Consider the following 5,966-nt stretch of genomic DNA (forward strand, 5'->3'; position numbering starts at 1 on the left):
AATTCCATCATTATTCAGCGAAGGCTCTTGTCCTGATATACAAAAACCAATTGAGCAAGCTGAAATTGACCATGTTTCTGATTTGGTTAGTGAACATATTAGGCACACCAAACGTAAAGGAGCTGAAAAACAGTATTTTGAATTAAATAATATCATTCTAAAGCAACTTAATAATCCTTTTTATGACGAGGTAAACTTATGTGTAAACCTTACAATTGAAGAGAATAATCAAGAAACGAAGCAATCACAACCTCTTGACGGTAATCAAACTGGAAATCTCTCAGGGGTATTTGGGAATGGTTCTGATAGTCAAAGTTTAATCACCAATACGTATACAAGCTCATTAAAGAAAAATGATAAACCATGTGATATCACTCTCGATATTAAAATTGATGCAAGCGGTAAAGTCTCTGTAAAACATAAAGCTAACCCTAATTACTTAAAAAAATATGAAAGTAAACGGGATAAAGAAATTAAAGCAAGAGGCTTGAAAGGTGTATCAATTAATGATCTTCGCCAACAAGTTATAGATGACTTTGAAAGTGCAGAAGTTGAGCACGGTTTCTTAGCTCGTTTTATACAGGGAGCTAAAGCATTCTTTAATGAAAATATTGGAGCTTATATAGAAGCTATACAAGCCACTCAAAAGGTTGTTGTTCATGTTTGGGATGAAGGAAAGATTAATGAAGGAATGTGGCATTCTACAGGGGAAGATAAAAAAGAATATGATAAGTTCCCATCATATATGCACTTAAATCCAACAATTGGAGGTGTAACTGATGGTGTAATTGATGAGATTTTGAGTATCCCGATGGCAATAAAAAGTATCTATGGGATAGCTACAGATGAGAAGCAACGAGAAGCTTTAGGAAAACTATTCACAAAAGAAGGTTTCAATCAAATGATTCAAAGCCTTTCTAGTGAAGTTGACAAAATCAAAAATGATCCAGAATTATTACAACATTTTTCAGGTAAGACAACTATTTCAGTAGCGGCTATGGTTTTTGGAGTTGGTGTTGTTATTAAATTAGGAAAGCTTGAAGAGGTATTAGATGTTGCTACTGATGGGTTGAAAAAAATAACAAACTCAAAGGTACTTGGAGTTTTAGAGGATTTGAGAAAGGCAAATAGATATAAGCCAGAAATTTTAAAAGCTATTGAAGATTTCATTAAAAAAATAGATACAAAAGTTTTGGATAAATTAGCAGATGCTCCAGGTTTCGATCAGGTATTAAAGGATATGGCTCAACACTGGAAAAAATTTCATGGTGGTAAATTCGCTTTGCAATTTGCTAGTGAACAAATCAAGAATGGTAAAATCTTGAAATTTGAAGTAAGCGATCTTTCTAATGATTTAAGAAGAATTTACGATGTAGTAATTGATGAAGGAAATAATGTTCTAAGAAAGTTAGAACTAAAAAGCTGGAAAGGCTTTTATCCTGACAGCATCAAAAAACAATTTACTAAGGACTTAGTAAAAATGGATGAATTGGGAGATATACAGTGGATATTCAATAAGAAAGGAGTAAATCAAACCTTATCTGAGCTAAAAGAAAACGTCATGAAATCTTTAAAAAAAGCAGATGGTACACCTATTGATGAACTTAACATCATAACTGTAGATCAAGTCAAAAAACTTTTCCCAGAGAAAAAAGATTTAGATGCATTAAATGAATTTATTGATATTGGTGGAAGTCATCAACAATTTTTACTAGATAAATTAAATGAAGATGTTATTTTTGATAAAATATTTGAAATCGTTGACGTAATAGAATAGATATATGTATAAATTAGAAACAGTATTAAAAGGCATAGGTGGACAAAGAAATTTTCTTAGAAATTGCTTAGTTACAGATATACCCAATGAGAAAAAAATAAAAGTAATAAATTTAGACTCTTTTAAAGAAAAATGGGAGTTGTCTCACGGGCATTATTTTTATCATGTATACAATGACGAAATCATAGCCGACAATCTAAGTTTTTATAATTTAGATAAAGAATTAACTTTTTCAAATCCATTTGATTACAAGCTAAATATTTCTAGTCACAATGAGAATGGGATTTCTATCTTACGACAAATTCTTAAATGGGAAAAAATAGGAACAAAATATAATATCACTTCTCAGCACCATATTTTTGACTTAAATAATAAAAAATTTATAAAAGAAAATCTAACGGAATTACCAGGAGGATCGGCAGATTTTATAAAAGATAATTTATTAGTATATGGACATAAACAAAGTAAATTAATCATTTATGATTATGAACAAGAAAAAATAATTTGGGAAAAAGACTTTGCTGAAGAATGTACATATAAAGACCCTATTAGTTTAACTGAAAAATGGCACAAAGGAGAAATATCAAACTTATACGAGTATAGTAATGATAAGTTTATCATTACTACTAAATATATTACATTTTGCCTTGATATTAAAAAAAGAGAACAGCTTTGGAAAAGCAATAACTATGGTGCTTATATTATTTTAAATGATATTGCTTTTGCCTATACTAATGGAGGTTCTATTGCCAAAATAGACTTGAAAACAGGAGAAATTATAAGTAATCAAGGGGAGTATTTTACTCTCCCTGATTTACCTCCTGTAAATCATGAACGTTTAGGTGAAATACATATCAGTGCTTCTGGAAGCAAAATGGTATTTCACGATAATTCTTTATGGTATCTCATACATTCAAATGGGTATTCATTCATAGTCAAAATAAATCCTGAAACCTTTGATTATGAGTGGATACATCAAATTGATACTATTGATGAAGTTAAAGATATCAGGTTTTATAAAGACAAAATGTATCTTTATGACATTGGAAATAAATTGCACGTATACCTGAAAGTGTAAAAAACATTTCAATTTTTCAACGATTATATGAGGCTAAAGTTTTTAACAAAAAGAGATAATGAAATTCCACTGTACTTTGGAAATAATGACAATTTCATCCTCAATATTGAGAGTCAATTAGTATACAAAACCACTGATTTCAAAAATAAAATCTGGGAAATTGGAGGTGTTAGTGGAAAGGCTCTTATGGATGGTTTTTATTGTGTAGTATTTGCAAATGAAAATGAAATTGCCTTCGTAGATCGCATGACAGGTGAAGTTATTGATATAGAAAATTATTCACTTATTCAAGCTGACGAGACAAGAGATGGAGAGCTTTCTTCTAGATTATTATGCTTTAGAACAGTAGAAAAAATTGATGATTTGGAATTGAAAGATGTTGGGTTTCTTAATTTAAAGGAAGATTATTTTGAAATCATAAAAGAAAAATTTGCTTTTGAAACAATCGTCGCTCACGGAGAAAATTTTATTGTAAAGCAAAAAGATAAAATTATATATTTTGACTCAAAATTGAGTGATGAAATTTGTTGTTTTTCTTTGACAGAACTTCCTTTAGTGATTAAAAGTAAAAATGCTTTAGTAGAGATACTGGGAATATATAGTAATACACTATGGCTACACTTTAAAGGACTACAGCTAATAGGCTTAGACTTAAACAAATCAGAAATTAAATTTAATTCATGTGATGTTTTACTTGGAGGAGAAACATTTGGTAATAACTTTCTGGATAAAGAAAATGGCTTAATTAAGATACTGGCAAATAATATTTATAGAGAATTTGACCTTCACCACTTAATCATTACTAAAAACACAGAAATAAAGCAAGATTTTTATATTAGTAATTCGACTCACATTATTGGGGATGATAACTTGTATTTTACCGCTCGATTGGAAAAAGGTTTCACAAATATATTTGGTGTTTTTGACACGGTAAAATGTGAAATATTAATATATAAAAAAGTAGATTTCACTATAGCCACTAATAGTATATATAGTTCATTATATGCAAGTAAATCCTGTATAGCCGTATTGGATAAAGAAAATAGCCTATATATATATTTAAAAGAAATTCAATGAAAAGAGAAGAACTAATAGAACTTGGAAAAAAAATAGTAGCCTGTGAAGGTGCGGAAGAAGAAATCGATTTACTTTACGAGGAATTTAATAAAAATGTTCCAGACCCTGACGGTGCAAATTTATTTTTTTACCCAGAAAATTATAATGCTAGAAAAGATAATATAGCTGACTATAATCCTTCAATAGAGGATGTAGTTGATAAAGCATTAGCTTATAAGGCTATTCAATTATAATATAGTAGCTTGTAGATCTATAGAAATTAAGAAAGCCACTCAATCGAGTGGCTTTCTTATTAAAGCTATTTTCATTTAGAGCTGAAACTCCATCAACTGCTTTTCAAGTTGTGCTTTTCGTTCTTCGAGCGTTTGTTGCAACTGCTCTGCAATGAGATTAATTAATGTACTATTGGTGGTTTTGAACTCTAATCCCGATGCGTCTCTTAAATAGAAGGTGCAAGATTCACTGCTATTGTAATTAAAGCGTGTGAGGTTTGAGAGTGGAATAGCAACAAAAAATTGGACAAAAAGTTAAGGGAGTTATGCTGCTAATTTTTGATTTTCCATATCCTGTTCAAATTCTTCAATAGATCTTAATCCTAAATATGAATGTAATCTTCTTTTGTTATACCAAGTTTCTATCCATTTAAAGATTGATACTTCAGCTTGAGATCTGCTACCATATTTATGATGATATACCCATTCCACCTTTAGAGATTTAAAGAAAGATTCTGCTACTGCATTATCCCAACAATTCCCTTTTCTACTCATAGATTGCTTCACAAGCCCTTTATAACTTTTAAGAACAGTAGTGAATAGATTACTTGCATATTGTGAACCTCTATCTGAATGAAAAATCAATTCCTGTGTTATTTTAATATTCTTAGCAGCCATATGCCAAGCAGGTATAATAGTATTCTCAGTACTTAAATCATTACTCATAGCCCAGCCAATGACTTTTCTGTTGAACAAATCAATGATTACAGTTAAATACAACCAACCTTTGCTGGTGTGTATATAGGTAATATCAGACACCCATACTTGATTTTTTCTATGGACTTTAAAATCTTGATCTAATAGATTAGGTGCTACAGGATACTTATGATTGCTATCTGTTGTAATTTTAAACTTATGTTTACGTTTTACAATTAGATTAAGTTCTCGCATCAATCTTGCTATTTTACGTTTAGATACATAATGACCATATTTTTCTAATTCAGCTTTCATTCTTTCTGCTCCATAGCTTTGATAACTATATTCAAAAATATGTTTGATGAAATAAATAATAGAATGATTGTTTAACCATCGTTTTGATGGATATTTACTCAACCAACTATAATAACTACTCCTACTTACTTCTAATACTTTACACATCTTCTCAACTGGAAACTTCAATTTATGGTGCTTTATAAATCTATATTTGTCCTGTCGCTCTTGGAGAAGATGCTCACCGCTTTTTTTAATATTTCATTCTCTAAGCGACTCTCTCGTAATTGTTTCTTTAGTTTGGCTATTTCTTTTTGATCATCTGTTTGCTTTGGGGTTCCTCGTCCTGGAAAACTGTTTTTACCATATTCGTTATACTCTTTTCGCCAACGATGCAATACTGATGTTGATAATCCTAATTCTCGACAGGTTTCTTCTACATTACCCTTTTGATGGCTTAATGCTACTGCTTTGCGTTTAAATGACTCTGTGTAAGTCTTTCGTTTTTTTGACATCTTTTCAAAGTTAAGTTAATTAATAATTTAATCTCTTAACTCTATGTCCAATCAAATGTAAACATTCCACGTTATAAATTGCATCATTTCGATACAAGTTATCCCAGCATTTGTTTTACCTATGTTTTACCCTTGAAACTAAAAAAGGCTTCACATTTCTGTGAAGCCTTGATTTACTTAGTAGCGGGAACTGGACTCGAACCAGTGACCTTCGGGTTATGAGCCCGACGAGCTACCTACTGCTCTATCCCGCGATATTGGACTGCAAATATACAATCATTTTCCATTCCACCAACAAAAAAATGATTTTTTTATTG

The 5,966-nt window shown here is 30.6% G+C and carries 5 protein-coding genes and 1 tRNA gene; 4 read left to right on the forward strand and 2 right to left on the reverse strand.

Translation table 11 applies throughout. The features are described from left to right. The 4 genes from AB8B65_RS11860 to AB8B65_RS11875 form a co-directional block, all read left to right on the forward strand. The coding region (locus AB8B65_RS11860; RefSeq protein ID WP_405301238.1) for a hypothetical protein at positions 1–1,777 on the forward strand (1,777 nt) is incomplete at its 5' end. A 4-nt stretch (positions 1,778–1,781) separates the two neighbouring features. Further along, entirely contained in the window at positions 1,782–2,855 is a 1,074-nt protein-coding gene (locus AB8B65_RS11865; RefSeq protein WP_405301239.1) for a hypothetical protein, read from the forward strand. A gap of 27 nt (positions 2,856–2,882) precedes the next feature. Then, on the forward strand, positions 2,883–3,932 hold the full coding sequence (locus AB8B65_RS11870) for a hypothetical protein (protein ID WP_405301240.1): 1,050 nt from the start codon (positions 2,883–2,885) through the stop codon (positions 3,930–3,932). Next, entirely contained in the window at positions 3,929–4,165 is a 237-nt protein-coding gene (locus AB8B65_RS11875) for a colicin immunity protein (RefSeq protein ID WP_405301241.1), read from the forward strand. Before AB8B65_RS11870 ends, AB8B65_RS11875 begins: the two co-directional genes overlap by 4 nt. A 303-nt stretch (positions 4,166–4,468) precedes the next feature. Here the strand turns inward: AB8B65_RS11875 and AB8B65_RS11880 are convergent. Both AB8B65_RS11880 and AB8B65_RS11885 read right to left on the reverse strand, forming a co-directional pair. Further along, positions 4,469–5,649 (reverse strand): IS3 family transposase gene (locus AB8B65_RS11880; protein WP_405301242.1). Its coding sequence is split into 2 segments (ribosomal slippage): positions 4,469–5,379 and positions 5,379–5,649, totalling 1,182 coding nucleotides; the frame shifts between segments, so codons are not numbered across the junction. A gap of 181 nt (positions 5,650–5,830) precedes the next feature. Then, positions 5,831–5,903: transfer RNA gene (locus AB8B65_RS11885), tRNA-Met, on the reverse strand. Between the last annotated feature and the right edge of the window lie 63 nt (positions 5,904–5,966).

This window comes from Kordia sp. (assembly GCF_045105435.1).
GTDB lineage: Bacteria > Bacteroidota > Bacteroidia > Flavobacteriales > Flavobacteriaceae > Kordia.

Coding starts and splice junctions, on each gene's coding strand:
- AB8B65_RS11875 (WP_405301241.1), top strand. CDS start 3,929: ATGAAAAGAGAAGAACTAATAGAACTTGGAAAAAAAATAGTAGCCTGT.
- AB8B65_RS11870 (WP_405301240.1), top strand. CDS start 2,883: ATGAGGCTAAAGTTTTTAACAAAAAGAGATAATGAAATTCCACTGTAC.
- AB8B65_RS11865 (WP_405301239.1), top strand. CDS start 1,782: ATGTATAAATTAGAAACAGTATTAAAAGGCATAGGTGGACAAAGAAAT.